Annotated in this window: 10 protein-coding genes and 2 riboswitches; of the genes, 7 read left to right on the forward strand and 3 right to left on the reverse strand. The window is 38.2% G+C overall.

The window, feature by feature from the left end; all coding sequences use genetic code 11:
* Nucleotides 1-11: 11 nt before the first annotated feature.
* Nucleotides 12-1,001, reverse strand: a complete 990-nt coding sequence (locus H7992_RS07785; RefSeq protein ID WP_187047180.1) for a YpdA family putative bacillithiol disulfide reductase — start codon at nucleotides 999-1,001, stop codon at nucleotides 12-14.
* 577 nt (nucleotides 1,002-1,578) lie between these two features.
* Between H7992_RS07785 and H7992_RS07790 the strand changes: the two genes are divergently transcribed.
* From H7992_RS07790 to H7992_RS07805, 4 genes are all read left to right on the forward strand, one after another.
* The gene (locus H7992_RS07790; RefSeq protein WP_187047826.1) at nucleotides 1,579-2,568 is read left to right on the forward strand and encodes a S66 family peptidase; all 990 of its coding nucleotides are present in this window, start codon (nucleotides 1,579-1,581) and stop codon (nucleotides 2,566-2,568) included.
* A gap of 560 nt (nucleotides 2,569-3,128) precedes the next feature.
* Nucleotides 3,129-3,214: riboswitch (cyclic di-GMP riboswitch) on the forward strand.
* 109 nt (nucleotides 3,215-3,323) lie between these two features.
* A complete protein-coding gene (locus H7992_RS07795; RefSeq protein ID WP_187047181.1) occupies nucleotides 3,324-5,063 on the forward strand; it encodes a methyl-accepting chemotaxis protein in 1,740 nt (579 codons plus the stop codon).
* The gene (locus tag H7992_RS07800; RefSeq protein WP_187047182.1) at nucleotides 5,063-5,815 is read left to right on the forward strand and encodes an SDR family NAD(P)-dependent oxidoreductase; all 753 of its coding nucleotides are present in this window, start codon (nucleotides 5,063-5,065) and stop codon (nucleotides 5,813-5,815) included. Before H7992_RS07795 ends, H7992_RS07800 begins: the two co-directional genes overlap by 1 nt.
* A 26-nt stretch (nucleotides 5,816-5,841) precedes the next feature.
* A complete protein-coding gene (locus H7992_RS07805) occupies nucleotides 5,842-7,353 on the forward strand; it encodes a sodium:solute symporter family protein (RefSeq protein WP_255428679.1) in 1,512 nt (503 codons plus the stop codon).
* 129 nt (nucleotides 7,354-7,482) lie between these two features.
* Here H7992_RS07805 and H7992_RS07810 read toward each other — a convergent pair whose 3' ends face one another.
* Entirely contained in the window at nucleotides 7,483-7,965 is a 483-nt protein-coding gene (locus tag H7992_RS07810) for a uracil-DNA glycosylase (RefSeq protein WP_370569978.1), read from the reverse strand.
* 365 nt (nucleotides 7,966-8,330) lie between these two features.
* Between H7992_RS07810 and H7992_RS07815 the strand changes: the two genes are divergently transcribed.
* Nucleotides 8,331-9,182, forward strand: coding sequence for a GNAT family N-acetyltransferase (locus H7992_RS07815; protein WP_187047184.1), 852 nt, complete (start codon nucleotides 8,331-8,333; stop codon nucleotides 9,180-9,182).
* Between the two features lie 293 nt (nucleotides 9,183-9,475).
* Here H7992_RS07815 and H7992_RS07820 read toward each other — a convergent pair whose 3' ends face one another.
* The gene (locus tag H7992_RS07820) at nucleotides 9,476-10,645 is read right to left on the reverse strand and encodes a pyridoxal phosphate-dependent aminotransferase (RefSeq protein WP_187047185.1); all 1,170 of its coding nucleotides are present in this window, start codon (nucleotides 10,643-10,645) and stop codon (nucleotides 9,476-9,478) included.
* Nucleotides 10,646-11,145: 500 nt separating this feature from the next.
* A riboswitch (SAM riboswitch) is annotated at nucleotides 11,146-11,256 on the forward strand.
* A gap of 105 nt (nucleotides 11,257-11,361) precedes the next feature.
* Between H7992_RS07820 and H7992_RS07825 the strand changes: the two genes are divergently transcribed.
* On the forward strand, nucleotides 11,362-12,375 hold the full coding sequence (locus tag H7992_RS07825; RefSeq protein ID WP_187047186.1) for a methionine ABC transporter ATP-binding protein: 1,014 nt from the start codon (nucleotides 11,362-11,364) through the stop codon (nucleotides 12,373-12,375).
* Nucleotides 12,365-13,036: a methionine ABC transporter permease gene (locus tag H7992_RS07830; RefSeq protein ID WP_067207239.1), complete on the forward strand. Its 672-nt coding sequence runs from the start codon at nucleotides 12,365-12,367 to the stop codon at nucleotides 13,034-13,036. The genes H7992_RS07825 and H7992_RS07830 overlap by 11 nt, the downstream gene beginning before the upstream one ends.
* The last annotated feature ends 6 nt before the right edge of the window (nucleotides 13,037-13,042 follow it).

The raw sequence follows: 13,042 nt of genomic DNA on the forward strand, positions 1-13,042 counted from the left end.
AGCTTTTAACATCATAAGTTACTTTGAACATAGGACAGACGTTGTGCAATTTCATTTGCAATTTTCATGCCATGGAAGCGTCCGTCTTCAATGTAAACACGATTTGTAATGCCACCCGTTACAACACCAGAAAGAAAAACGTTCTTGACATTTGATTCATATGTCTCTTGATTAAAGGAAGGAACTAATGAAGAGAGGTCAGTTTGAATTCCAATGCTTTGAAGCAGAGAGATATTGGGTTGATAACCGATGAGGGAAAATACATAGTCATTTTGAAGTGTAACTGTTCCGTCAGAAGAGTTTATGCGAATAGTTGATTCATCGATAGCAGCAATACTGGAATTGGGATGAAAATCAATTTTTCCTTTTTTAAGAAGGTTACGCATATCTAATAACAACGATGGTTTAATGCCTTCTAAGACAGTTTCTCCACGATGGATAAGTGTAACCTTGGCCCCATTACGATAAAGATCAATAGCAGCTTCAATTGCTGAATTTTTACCACCCACAACTGTAACATGTTGTCCATAATAGAGGTGACCTTCTTTATAGTAATGTGATACCTTCGCTAGATTATCTCCGTCTACACCTAGTTGTCTTGGCGTATCGAAAATTCCTGTTGCAATAACAATCATCTTCGCTTCGTAAGGAATGGTGTTGCCATTACGATCTTCTGCGTGGATAGTAAAGGATGCTGCATTCTTTGAAATAGAATTAACCTTTTGATAGCACTTAATATTAATTTCTTGTCTCTCAGTTACAAGACGATAATATTTTAATAGTTCAGTTCGATTTGGACGGACATCTTGAGATAGGAATGGAATGTTGCCGATTTCTAAGCGGTCAGAAGTACTATAGAAAGTCATGTGTAATGGACAGTTGACAATGGAATTGACAATCGCCTCTTTTTCAATAATCACATAAGAAAGTCCTTTTTCTTGTAGAGCAAGACCCGTTGATAAGCCACACGGACCACCGCCAATAATAACAACATCATACATACAATAAATATCCTCCTTAAAGTTTTACATAAACAATGGTTAAAAGCATTAATTTTTTAGGAATGTTGCATGCATGAATAATGCAACAATGCTGTATAAGCCTTGCCCGTTAGTATGCTCAGACGAGTGGGAAGAAATACTTAATTAATTGTATATAACTTGTTTTACGCACTGGAAAAGGAGTTCATATATTTTGCTAGCGAACTATCCTATAAGACCTTGCCTCATTCAGACATACCGAGCATGAAAAGTTTGCATGATTTAGGTGATACAGCAAGACTTCTATACGATTTTCATGCAATAACTGGACAATGGGAAGAAAGCAAAGCACAAAACGAGAAAAATCACCTTGATTTAGCAAAGGAATTAAAAAACAGTGGAAGCTATGATTATATAGTGAATCGGATGTTAGGAAATGGATTATTCTGAAATTTAATAGAAACTATTAAATAGATGGAGTATAATAACAAGTATTCGTGATTATAAGTCAAGATTAAAGTTGTATACTTCACTATTAAATTGAAAATTCTTAAGTTTTTTGGGCTATCTAAATTATGAAAAAAGGGGATAATTAATGATGAAACGATTAGAAAAGGGAGATACAATCGGTATTTTCACACCATCTTCACCCGCAACTGTTACTGCGTTGCAACGGTTTGAACGTGCAAAAGCATTTTTAGAATCAAAAGGGTTTGTTATTGTAGAAGGTAAATTGACAGGACAGTCTGATGTTTATCGTTCCGGTTCACCTAAAGCACGCGCAGATGAACTAAATGAGCTATTAAGAGATCCGAATATAAAGATGATTATGTCCACAATTGGTGGCACGAACTCAAATAGCATGCTGCCATATATTGATTATGAAGCATTTAAGCAAAATCCAAAGCTAGTCGTTGGGTATTCTGATGCAACGGCTGTTTTACTCGCCCTTTATGCAAAAACAGGTATCTCAACATATTATGGACCTGCTTTAATACCTTCGTTCGGTGAATTTGAACCACTAGTAAATGATACTTATCAATATTTCGAACAATATTTTATGAAAGAGACAGAGCTACCTTATGAAGTGCCAATGTCTCCATTTTGGTCTGATGAGCCTGTGAACTGGTTAGAAAAAACGACAGAGAAAACGCTTTTTAATAATAAGTGGGTGACTGGACATAGTGGTGTTGCAGAAGGACGATTAATAGGTGGCAATGTGAATTCGATGTATGGATTTATTGGCTCTTCTTATTTCCCTACAATTAAACAAGGCGATATTTTATTAATTGAGGATTGTATGAAAAATGCCTCAATTGTTGAGAAGAATTTTGCAATGCTAAAAGTGCAAGGGTTTTTTGATAAAGTTGCTGGTATTATTTTAGGTAAACATGAACAGTATGATGATTTAGGTACTGGCAAGCAGCCATTGGACCTACTGATAGAGCAATTAGATGGGATGGATATTCCCATTTTAGCTGAGTTCGATACGTGCCACACCCATCCAATGCATCCATTTGCTATTGGCAAACAAGTGAAGTTAGATACAGGTTCCAAAAAAGTATTTTGCACGGAAAAATGGTTGTGAAATTTTCAGTATCTAAAACTTTTGTTTAACAGAAATAGAAATAATTTTTGACGATAAGCAATAACAACAAATTGATTATTGAAATGTTGAATTATGTAATTTGTTGTTTATTGCACCAAATGGGCAGGTTAGTGGAAAAAAGTAAAAATGCTCAATAGTAAAAGGGCAAGATGAATCTGATGAAACAGGATAAACAAATAGATAGGTCGAGCAAGCTATTCGCATTTTTATATAGCGTTTTCATAGCAACACCTTTCTATAGCATATTAGGCATTGCTACTTACCTGGAAGAGGAAAAGTTGAAGTTACCAAAAATGAGAATACTTTTGATATTGAAATTTCCAGCAATGCTATCCTTGTAAAAGAATTGATGTAACAATTTAAAACAGCGGAAAATAAATATGGACGGGGGAGTAAAGACACTATTTCTCTTTTTTCACCAATGACTATATACTAGTTTGGTGTTTTAAAAGTAGGACATTAAGTGGCGTCATTATACTATCCTATGAATCTTTTGGTACTTATTATTGCCATCTATTAGACTATGTGGTATATTTTTTGATGGTTATAGGCAAACTTATTGAAAAATAGGGACGCAAAGCTACAGGTCTAAAGTAATTATTACTATGACGGCTGAGCTGCTCAAGAAATGCTAGATAATAGTCTAGTTTTTTTATTTGCCTATTTCATTGTGAAATGGGCTTTTTTTATGTGTAAAGAAAGATACAAAAATTGAAGAGGAGGAAATAATTATTATGAGTTTTTTTAAAAACATGTCATTAAAGTATAAACTTTTACTTACAGTTTCTATTATTGTTTTAGCACTTTTTTCTGTTCTAACGACACAAAGTATTTCTCAATTGAACGGCCAGTTAGAAAATGACCTAGAACAAGAGTTAAAAAGTGTTGGCTTATTGACAGCCATGAACCTAGATTCCAAAGATATAGATGGTCTATTGAAAGTTCAAGGGGAAGACGATCCTGAATTTTTGAAAATGCAAAGTACCTTGGATGGCATAAGGGAAGAACAGGGAATCATGTTTTGGAGTTATATATGGGAGATGGAGGATAATGGCGTCACTCCTATCGGCTATACTGAAAATTTGAATGAAGCGTATGAAGCGGGGGAATTGTTTACTGATCTTGCTCCTGTTCATGTAGATACTGCTAAGCTCGCAATTAAAAATGATCAATCAGAGGTAACAACTATTTTTGAGGACTCATTCGGATCATGGCGAACAGTTTTCAGCCCTCTTAAAGATGAAAGCGGAAATACAATTGCAGTGTTAGGAATTGATTACTCTGCGGATTATATTGATACCATCATAAAAAAAAGTGTTACAAAACAGATTATTATTGCAGTAATCGGAATTTTAATCTTATTAGTATTGCTGTATTTTACAATTGATCGGCTTTTATTACCACTTAAAAAAGTGGTCATTGTTGCAGACCAAGTGGCAAATGGAGAATTGAACGATGTTGATCTTCAGATTACAAATGATGAAGTTGGACAACTTTCACAATCGATAAAAACAATGGTTTCAAATTTGCAACATGTCATATTAAACATTAGAAATACATCTGATCACGTTGCATCATCAGCCAATCAGCTAACTATGAATGCGACAGAATCGTATATTAGTTCAACAAACGTTTCAAAAGAAATGAAGAATATCGCTCAAAATGCTGAAACTTCTTTGGTGATGACTGAAGAAACAGCTGCTGCGATGGAAGAAACAGCGGGGGGAATACAACAAATCGCTGATTCAGCCAATACGGCTTCTGAATCGTCTCTGACGGCCTCAATTGCTGCTGAACAAGGAAATAAGGTTGTCCAACAGGTGATTGATCAAATGCAATTAATTAATACATCTGTAGAACAAATAGAGGAAACTATTAATGGTTTACATGCTAATTCTAATAAGATTAGCGACATTGTGAACATTATTACTGCTATAGCAGAGCAAACAAATTTGTTAGCACTAAACGCTGCTATTGAAGCAGCCAGAGCTGGTGAGCATGGTAAAGGATTTGCTGTCGTTGCAGATGAAGTAAGGCGTTTAGCTGAACAATCATCTCAGTCGGCTAAAGAGATTTTCCAACTAATTCATATGATTCAAACGGATTCTAATGCCTCTGTAACCGTGATGGAAAAAGGAAAAGAAGACGTAAGAGTGGGAATGGATTATACGAATGAAGTAGGCGAGATATTTAAAAGGATTGTACAATCTGCAGATGAAGTCGCAGATCAAATCCGGGAAATTTCTGCTGCATCTCAAGAAATTTCTGCATCCTCTGAAGAAGTAGTCGCATCCGTTAATAATATTAAGAAAACATCTCAACAATCTACCGAGTTTTCATTGAATGTCTCACAAGCTACACAAGAACAATTGGTGTCGATGCAAGAAGTGAAAGAAGCATCTGCTTCATTAGGCCAAACTGCGGAGAAGCTGCAGTCCCTAATTACAAACTTTAAATTGGAGAGTGAAGATTAATGGATTTAAAGCTTACCGGTAAAAATGTTCTCATTACAGGCTCTAGTATGGGGATAGGCAAGGCAATTGCTTTAGCTTTTGCTGAACAGGGAGCAAATATTTTAATAAACTATATTGGCAGCGATCAAGAGGCGGAAACAGTTCGTCTACAAGCGAAGGACCATGGCGTGAATGCACTAAAATATTGTGCGGATGTATCTGACTCTAAACAAGTGCAGGATATGTTTCAGTATATGGACAACCAGCTAGGAGCAATAGATATTCTTGTCAACAATGCCGGGTTTGCACAGAATGCTCCTATTACAGATTTAACTGATGAGCAGTGGGACAAAATGATAAAGGTTCATCTTTACGGAAACTTTTATAATTGCCGAGAAGCGGCGAAAAGAATGAAGGAAAAAAATAAAGGTAAAATTATTAACATCTCTTCAGATATAGGAAGTCTTGGGTGTGAAGAATTCACCCATTATTCAGCGGCAAAAGGCGGTATTAATGCTTTTACAAAAGCTTTGGCAAGAGAGTTGGCACCGAATATATTGGTCAACGCTGTGGCGCCTAGTGGAACATATACTGGCATCCTCGAAGCTTTCGGTGAAAACTATATCGCGGAAGAGTCAGCGAAATATCCACTAAAGCGCTTGGCTCAACCTGAGGAAATCGCCAAAACTGTGTTATTTTTAGCATCAGAAAATGCGGATTTTTATACAGGTCAAATACTAACTCCAAACGGTGGAGTAGTTATGAACGGATAAAAGATAGATGAGGAGCACTTGAATTGATGAATATCGTCGTATTTTGTGTATATTTAGTTTTTATTTATTACATTGGCTATAAAGGATATAAGCGCGTCAAAACTGCCGAAGATTTAATTGTGGCGGGCTGGAGTATGCCGTTATCTGTTGTAACTGGGAGTTTAATTGCCGCGTTATTAGCAGCTCCATTCTTTTTTGCTGCTGTCGGCTCAGGTTATACAAGTGGAGGCTTTGAAGGATCCGCAACAATGGGCGGACTAGGTACATGTATGATTTTAGGGGCATTAATCTGGACTAAGCCCCTAAGAAGATTAAGAGGATGGACACTAGCGGACTACTACGGATTGAGATATGGTAGTAAAAGATTAGGAGCATACACGGGAATCGTGATGGCGGTAGCATTTGGTATTTTCAATGCCGCAGCTCTCACTGTTGGGGGTACTTATATTATCCAACAACTTTTCCAAATCGATTTCCTTCCAGCTGCACTATTATTTGTTTCGTTAACGGCACTCTACTCCGTTATTGGAGGCTTATGGGCTGTCGCTTACACCGAAATTGTTCAAGGGGCACTAGCGGTAGCCGGAATCCTTGGGATAACCATATTTGTTTTATTCTATTATCCTGATGTTACATTTAACCCTGATTGGTGGAATGTAAATGAATTATTTAGTAGAGGTGGAGTTGAATTCTGGACACTCTATTTAGTTTTAGCTCTTGGTGATATTCCAGCAGTGGACTTAGGTCAGCGTGTTGCAGCGGCAAAAAGTCCGCGTGTCGCACAGCTGAGTATGATTATTGCAGGTTCAGTAATCATCGCTATTAGTTGGATACCTGGAATGTTAGGGGAAGCTTTTAAATCTATTTATCCGAACAGTTCCAATCCCGAAACATTGATGCTTGTTTTTGCACAAGGTTATTTCCCACCTATTTTATCTGCTATCTTTTTAACAGCGATGGCGGCGATGGGTATGTCAACTGTTGCGGCATGTTATGTAGCAACCTCAGGAATTGTTACTAAAAATATTTATTTAGATTTTATTAATAAGAATCCTGATCCGAAAAAACTATTGTTTTTTTCCAGAATGGTGATTCTTGCAAGTGCATTGTTAGGTTTAATCCTGGCGCTAAGTGCTCAAAAAGTTATTGATTTAGCCTATTTAGCATGGGATGTTGTATTTGTTACATTGTTCTGGCCAATCGTTTTAGGCCCATTTTGGAAGCGGGTAAGTACTCCGGCTGTATGGGCAAGTATATCTGTTGGACTCGTATATTATATTATTACGTCACTTACTCACGTTCCTGGGCCGAAAATTCAATCGGATGGGTTTTTGGGCTTGTTGGGCGAATTGTGGCTAACGCCTGTTTTCTCAGGTGTGATTTTTTCTGGAGTGACAATTATTGTAATAAGTCTATTAATCCCACCTACCCAACACGTTCTTGACATGCATGAAATTGAAAAAAATAAAGAACTTGATCACGTTGGAAGTAAAGAAGAACTAGAAATATTGAATACTTCAAAACAACCAAATATCTGAGTTGGTAACAGGACATGCTTAATTGTGTGTCCTGTTTTTTTGAATTCTATCTACCATATCTGATTAATTTATCAAACATAAATATTTTTTCTAATAGTAATATTGGATTACAAAAACTTCATATCGTAGCTAGAGGTCTAAAGAATGAAAGCGATCCGCAACGAAAGTCAAGTCCTCCAAAAATAAGTTACGTAAGTTTGGACGTCGTCTAACTGCAAGTGGATGGTAGGCGACCGCTGTTTGGAATCCACGTATATCGTGCCAACTACTCCGCATTGACTTCACTTCGGCTTCAGGATTTTGAAAAAAAGACTGAACGGCTACATTTCCTAAACAAAGAATGAGAGTAGGCTTTTTTTCTGTAAGCTGCTGTACTAAATGCCTCATACAAATTTGACGTACTAATTCTTTGTCGTATGCTCGAACGGGCTTCCTTTTTAGTATAAAAGTGACATACAGATCATCTATTTTCAAGCCAGCTTCATTTGCAACTTCTTGTAGCGTTTGCCGCGTTCCACAAACAAATGACTCGCCTTCACGATCTTCACGTGCTCCGGGATTGTCAAGAATAATCATAATCGGGGCCGCTGGATTACCTTCACCCCATACCATCCGTGTCCCTTGTTCATAAAGGCCGCATTCCTGGCAATTTACAAGGTGATCAGGGGTTGGCTCCTCCAATAACATTTTTGGACAGAAGACAGGCATTATTTTCAGCTCACTTTGACGTTTATTTGCAAAAAAAAAGAGGAAGCGCCTGTAACAGAAGAACGCAGCCTTAGTACACCACAACCTGTGGCAACATTCTAGGCCCATTTGCAGATTATCCCCAGGGAAGCTTTATAATTTCCAGTGCAATAAGGAGAGCTTTCCACTAACCAATGGATTTCAATCAGAGTCACAGCATATAGGTTAAATGTGGTAGAATTGTTATAATATTTCGATGTTTATTATTTTTATGTGAATGGGGTGTGGGGATGGAGTTTAGACGTTATCAAGATGTGCAAAAATTTGCATTGAAAGCTGAACCTGTTTTAGGTAAAAGGGAAGATGTATACAGTCTTTTTTTCGGTGTATTGCAGGCAATTAAAGCTGGCCGATACGAGAAGCCGTTTATGGCGACGATTGAAGAGGAGGGGCAGGTGCTAGCCTTATTTCAAATGACCTATCCACATCCGTTAAACCTAATTTTTACGGATGAAAGCCGTTTGGAAGAATGTATGGATTTGTTAATAAGAAACCTATTGGAACTTAAAATTGAAATTAGTTCCATCATAGGTTTAAAACCGTGGGCATTCCTCTTCAGTAAGAAATGGGAAGTGAAAACAAGTGTGTATCCTCAATTGATGATGGACCAGGGATTGTATCGATTAGATAATATAGATGAAACACTTGAACACAGTCCAGGCTCTTGGCGTTTGGCAAATACGGATGATTGTTCACTCATTGAGATGTGGTTCAACTTGTTTGAGGAAGATGCAGGACTTCCGCTAACAGCAGTGGAAGATGTGAAAAGTCGAGTTGCATCATTTGTAGCCGAACAGGAAGTATTTTTGTGGGAGGATAATGGCAAAGTAGTTTCCATGATGAAAAAAGCCCGACCGACAAATCATGGCGTAACTGTCTCCCTTGTATTTACACCAAAGGAAGAGCGAAAGAAAGGCTACGCGCGGACGATGGTAGCAGCTGGAACAAAGGAACTTCTAAAAAAATATGATTTTTGTGTGCTTTACACTGATTTGATGAATCCGACAGCAAATAAAATCTACCAAGAGATCGGCTACAAGAGAATTGCAGATTCTATACAGATTGGATTTAGCTTGAAATGAAAAAGGTGTGATCTTTATAGGAAATCTGAATCACATAGTTGATCGAAATTTATATGAAAATATCTGATATGGGAAAAATTAATTCCGAAACTAGAAGATAAATATGACACAAACAATCACAATAACTAGCTGGAAAGTACAGAGAAGAAGGCGTGGCTGGATCCATCATGTGATAAGTCCAAATGATATTCGCTCTTTTCAATGTTTCTAACGAACTAAGAATATTTCATGTCAAAAAAGCCAAGAATAGAAAACTCCTGGCTTTTTTGATATGAAATTCAAATTAAATTATTTTATCGTGAAAAAATATCGAGTTTTTCAATTCGTGCAACTGCTTCTTTTAAACGGTCTTCACTTTCCAATAAGCCAACACGTATATACCCTTCACCATACCTTCCAAAAGCATGGCCCGGTGCTACGGCAATGTCTGCTTTGTCTAATAGTAACTTGGTGAATGATTCGCTTGTATATCCTTCTGGTACAGGTAACCAAGCGAAGAAAGATGCAGCGGGCGCGATGACATCCCAACCGATTCGTTTACATTCGGAAATTAAGACATTCCGGCGGCTTTCGTAAAGTGAAACGAGCTCATCCACACAATCCTGGCTTCCCGATAATGCCTCTGTTGCTGCGCGCTGAATTGCTGGGAATATATCTATGAATAAATGATCCTGCAATAAGCTGATTGCTTCGATAATATCGGCATTACCGATGGCAAAACCGACCCGCCATCCCGCCATATTATACGTTTTTGACAATGTGTACATTTCAATTCCAACTTCTTTTGCACCTTCTGCTTGCAGGAAACTGACAGGTTTCGCACCGTCAAAACCGATTCCACCATAGGCAAAGTCATGCAAAATTGCAATATCATTGTCTTTTGCCAAAGCAATCGTTTCTTCGAAAAATGGAAGTGTGGCTGTTGCGCTTGTTGGGTTATTTGGATAGTTCAAATACATTAATTTTGCTTGCTTCTTTTGTTCATCGGAAAGAGCAGAGTAATCAGGTAAAAAATCGTTTTCTGCAAGTAATGGCATTAAATCGTATTTAATATTGGCTAAGCTTACACTCGATAAATAATCGGGATATCCCGGATCCGGCAATAAAAGTAATTCATCTTCGTTCATAATCGCGAGGGGTAACTCGACCAATCCAGGTTTTGTTCCAAATAGAATCGCTACCTCTGTTTTAGGATCAATATGAACATCGTATTCTCGTTTATAAAAGTCAGCAACAGCCTGTTTTAATTCGGCAGTCCCTCTGAAAGGGGAGTATCCATGTGTTGTTGGATCTTCGACTGCTTCTTGGAGTGCTTTTATAATATGTGGAGGTGTCGGTTGATCGGGATTTCCACGCCCCAAGTTAATAACGTCGCGTCCTTCAGAAAGTGCTTCTTGTACGTTTCGAACAAGTGATGCGAAAAAGTGCGGTGGTAGGTTCTTGAGTCGATTTGATAGTGCCATGTAATAACCTCTCTTCTATGTAATCCAATCTTTAGTGTAAAAGAGTAAGATAGTATAAGTTTTTCACTTGGAGCAGTGTCTAGACTCCAGCGCTTGTCGGGTCTACCAAGGCGCTTGCGCTTTTCTTATTGTCTAGCTCCAGGCGCCAGCCGCTCTGAGGCCCAAAGGATGTGGGTCACCTAGCCATTGCCGCAGGACGCGGCGTACTTAGGCTAGGTTCCTTGAAAGCAATCCAGCTATGTGGCAAAGAGCGCCACGTCGTGCCTGCAAGGATGCAGGTATGCAGTCGTTGCGACAGGACGTCGCGCTCTAGACTGCCTTCCCCTGGATCGACTTATGCCTGTCGCGTCTAGACGGCGCCTTCCGCTTTTCTTATTGTCAGTATACATGGAATGAAATGAAAATGATAATAAATTGTTATATATCAGAACATATTATGTTGACAATCTTATTGGAACATACTAATATGAAACTTATCAATCAAAATAATTACATAATGGTACTTATCAAGAGAGACTGAGGGATAGGCCCGATGACGTCCAGCAACCCCTTGCGTAATGTAAGGAAGGTGCTAACTCCTACAGAGTGAATTTCATTCTGAAAGATGAGCTGAAACCTTTTTATTTTCGGTGCTTCTTTCATATATGAGAGAAGCATTTTTATATGGTCAGACATCTGAGATTTCGTACTTCTATTTATAGAAAGAGGAGAATTGCATGATTCAAATTCAAAACGTATCAAAAGTATACAAAACAAAAGAGAGAATCGTGACTGGTGTTGATAATGTCTCACTCGACATTAACACAGGAGAAATTTTCGGAATCGTAGGTTACTCAGGTGCAGGGAAGAGTTCTCTTATCCGTTGTCTAAATTTGTTGGAAAAACCAACGAGCGGAACGATCTTAGTAGATGGATTAAATTTGATGAAGTTACGGGGGAATAATCTCCGTCAGGCACGTCTGAAAATAGGAATGATTTTTCAACACTTTTATTTAATCAGCCAAAAGACAGTATATGAAAATATAGCATTTGCTTTACGGGCAGCCAAAACGCCTGCCAATAAAATAAACGCTCGGGTAACGGACTTACTAGAAATGGTTGGCCTCTCTGATAAACGGGATGTTTATCCTGCGCAGCTGAGTGGTGGCCAGAAGCAGCGGGTAGGTATTGCCCGAGCACTAGCGAATAATCCTTCAGTGTTACTGTGTGATGAAGCAACATCTGCATTAGATCCAAATACGACGCTATCTATTTTAAGGCTGTTGAAGAAAATAAATAAAGAATTACAGATTACAATCGTTCTAATAACACACGAGATGAATGTCGTGAAAGAAATTTGTGATCGCATGGCAATTATGCAAGATGGAAAAGTGATTGAAGAAGGACAAGTATATGATATATTTTCAGATCCTCAAGAAGAATTAACGAAAGAATTTATTAGTAGTGTTGTGTCATTTGATGTGCCGTCAATGATTTTGAGCAAGTGCACGGGCAAACTGGTCAAAGTCATGTTTAAAGGTGATGTCGCAGGCGATGGAATTATCTCAGATACTGTGCAGCAATTTACTATACAAGGTAATTTCCTACACGGCTCCATTGAATATATTCAAGAAAGGCCACTCGGTACTTTCCTGATGGAACTAAAAGGCGAGGATGACGAAATAGAAAAGGCAATTGCCTATATGTCATCACGAGCTGCTCAAGTGGAGGTAATTGACAATGGGAATTGATTTACAACACGTTATAGAGTTAATGCCTGATATTACAAAAGCATTTGGGGAAACACTTTATATGATAAGTATTTCTCTCGTTATCGCACTTGTTATTGGGCTTCCGCTAGGGATTTTGCTGTTCACTACCGATAAAGGCTTATTTTTAGAAAATCGGGCATTGAACTCAGTTATTGGCTTTATCGTCAATATGGTCCGTTCTGTGCCGTTTATTATTTTACTCGTCGCGTTAATCCCTTTAACGATTTTAATAGTAGGTACTCCGATTGGCCCTGGGGCTGCTAGTGTTTCATTATCTGCGGCAGCAATCCCTTTTTTCGCAAGAATTGTGGAGACTTCACTAAGAGAGATTGATAAAGGTGTTATCGAAGCTGCAATCGCTGTTGGTGCAACTCCGTGGATGATTATCAAAGATGTACTATTGCCTGAAGCAAAAACAAGTATTATTCAAGGCGTGACACTTACAGTAATTAGTTTAGTCGCCTATTCAGCAATGGCTGGTGTTGTTGGTGGTGGCGGAATCGGGGATTTAGCAATTCGATTCGGCTACTATCGTTACGACAATACAATAATGGTAGTGACCGTGGTGATATTAATACTATTTGTACAAGTAATTCAGTTTGCAGGAGATCGGATTTCAAAAGTAATTGATAAACGATGATGGGGA

Source organism: Sporosarcina sp. resist (assembly GCF_014302295.1).
Lineage (GTDB): Bacteria > Bacillota > Bacilli > Bacillales_A > Planococcaceae > Sporosarcina > Sporosarcina psychrophila.

What these genes read in the sequence shown, in the direction of transcription:
- H7992_RS07820 (WP_187047185.1), bottom strand. Translation starts at nt 10,645, where the DNA reads ATGGCACTATCAAATCGACTCAAGAACCTACCACCGCACTTTTTCGCA.
- H7992_RS07830 (WP_067207239.1), top strand. Translation starts at nt 12,365, where the DNA reads ATGGGAATTGATTTACAACACGTTATAGAGTTAATGCCTGATATTACA.
- H7992_RS07800 (WP_187047182.1), top strand. Translation starts at nt 5,063, where the DNA reads ATGGATTTAAAGCTTACCGGTAAAAATGTTCTCATTACAGGCTCTAGT.
- H7992_RS07785 (WP_187047180.1), bottom strand. Translation starts at nt 1,001, where the DNA reads ATGTATGATGTTGTTATTATTGGCGGTGGTCCGTGTGGCTTATCAACG.
- H7992_RS07790 (WP_187047826.1), top strand. Translation starts at nt 1,579, where the DNA reads ATGAAACGATTAGAAAAGGGAGATACAATCGGTATTTTCACACCATCT.
- H7992_RS07815 (WP_187047184.1), top strand. Translation starts at nt 8,331, where the DNA reads ATGGAGTTTAGACGTTATCAAGATGTGCAAAAATTTGCATTGAAAGCT.
- H7992_RS07795 (WP_187047181.1), top strand. Translation starts at nt 3,324, where the DNA reads ATGAGTTTTTTTAAAAACATGTCATTAAAGTATAAACTTTTACTTACA.
- H7992_RS07810 (WP_370569978.1), bottom strand. Translation starts at nt 7,965, where the DNA reads ATGGTATGGGGTGAAGGTAATCCAGCGGCCCCGATTATGATTATTCTT.
- H7992_RS07805 (WP_255428679.1), top strand. Translation starts at nt 5,842, where the DNA reads ATGAATATCGTCGTATTTTGTGTATATTTAGTTTTTATTTATTACATT.
- H7992_RS07825 (WP_187047186.1), top strand. Translation starts at nt 11,362, where the DNA reads ATGATTCAAATTCAAAACGTATCAAAAGTATACAAAACAAAAGAGAGA.